Origin of the sequence: Microbacterium sp. Leaf351 (assembly GCF_001423825.1) — a bacterium.
In the GTDB taxonomy this organism is placed as follows: domain Bacteria; phylum Actinomycetota; class Actinomycetes; order Actinomycetales; family Microbacteriaceae; genus Microbacterium; species Microbacterium ginsengisoli.
In genome coordinates, this window is the sequence record NZ_LMPK01000001.1 from 75,776 (window position 1) to 77,608 (window position 1,833).

General features: G+C 70.6%; 1 protein-coding gene. It reads right to left on the minus strand.

What is annotated here, in order from left to right:
* The coding region (locus ASG00_RS14995; RefSeq protein WP_162238305.1) for a hypothetical protein at window positions 1-1,833 on the minus strand (1,833 nt) is incomplete at both ends.

Here is a 1,833-nt window from a genome sequence, read left to right on the forward strand (position 1 = left end):
CCTCGACGCTGTTCGGGAAGCTGCCCGCCGCGGTCGTGCCCGGCGCGGGGCTGTTGCCCGCCAGATCGGTCGGCACGGGACCGCCCGTGACGAGCGCCGTGCGGCGCTGGATCGAGACGGCCGCGTTCAGCGTGGGCGTCGCGGGGTTCTCGAGCAGCAGCAGGGCGGCTGCCGGGTCGTTGACGGAGGCCGCGGCGACCCGCTGATACGTGAAGCGCACACCCTGGATCGCGCCGTAGGTCACGAGACCACCGCCGGCGAGGGTGGCCGTGCTCGATGCGGTGCCGCCCGGGAGGGCGGTGCGCGCCTGCGCGGCGGACTTCCACGCGGTGCCGGCGGTGCCGACCACGGTCTGCCAGGTGCCGCCGGTGAGCGTCAGGGAGTTGTCGGGGGCGACCGCGTAGGTGCCGCCGGTGAGCACCTCGACCATGACCCGGTTGGCCGGGCTCGCGATCGCGAAGGTGGAGGCGAGACCGGCGAACGAGTACGCGTTGAAGAACGCGGGCGAGTGGTCGGTCAGCTGCACCTGGTTGCTGCGAGCTGTTCCGCCCGGCGTGCCCGCGATGTTCATCGTGAACGTGTCGGACTCGTTCTCGTACTGCTGGCTGTCCGGCGCGAAGCTCTTCGCGGCCGTCACGGTGCGGGTCTGCGTGTTGGTGATCTGCATCGCCGCGCTGTCGCAGTCGATGACGGTGTTCGGTGCCGGGCTCGGTGCGACCGGCGAGTCCGCGCAGGTACCCGCGGTCTCGATCGACGGGTCCGCGAGCTGACCGATCAGCGTGTTCGGCACGCTGCCGGCGGCGACTGCGGTCGCCGGGTCGGAACGGTACGTCTCGCGCAGCTGCAGGTCGATCACCACGCGCAGACGCCCGTTGGTGTTGCCGGAGGTCGTCGGCTGGATGCGCCCGGTGCTGGTGGCGGAGATGCCGACCACGTTCACGAGATCGGCGGCGGTCAACGCGGTGGCCTGCGCGATCGTGTACGGCGACGAGGTCGTGCCGTCGGCGTAGGTGAGGATCAGCTCGGTCGCGGTCGCGCCCTGCGGTGCGGTCACTCCGGCGATGTCCGTCAGCGTGAACGCGTCGAACGCGCTGCCCGCGAAGGCGGCGTCGCCGGGCAGCACTCCGGGTGACGGCTCCGTCGCGGTGATCGAGTTCACCAGCTGCGGGCCGTTGTTGGTGACGTCGAGGGTCGCCCGCGTGGACGGGTAGTCCGCGGCGGGCGTTCCCGACGGCGGCACGCCGATCGGGCCGCCCGACCAGGTCTTGGTCGTCGTGATCGTCGCCGTCGCGTTCAGCAGTGCGATGTCCGCACCATCGGTCGTCGAGAATCCGTCCGCACAGACACCGGCGACGAAGTCGGTGAGGCAGGCGTCAGAGGTCACCGTGTTGTGGATCTGGCCGGGCGTCGACGTGTTGTACAGGTCGTTGTAGAGCACCGGCGTCGTGCCGTCGGAGCGCAGCACGTCGCGCAGCTGGAAGGTCAGCGTGATCGGGCGCCGGTTCTGTGTCGCCGTCACCCCGCTGCCCACCGCAGGCTGGGTGAGCGAGCCCGGCGTGAGCACAGACGCCCGGTTCGGGCTCTCCTCGAACAGGAAGCGCACGCCCGTCGTGGTGGAACGCTCACTCGCACTCAGCGTGTACCCGGGGAAGACCGTCGAACCCGACGTGGGGCCGTCCCACGAGGTCGCGCCGGAGATCGTGACGGGAGTCCACACCCCCGTCTGGCCGTTGAACAGCTCCACGGCGGCGAGCGTGTCGTAGGCGATGGCCGGGTCGGAGGTCTTCGTGATCGGCGCGATCCGGGTGAGATCGAACGTGTTGAAGAACGAGG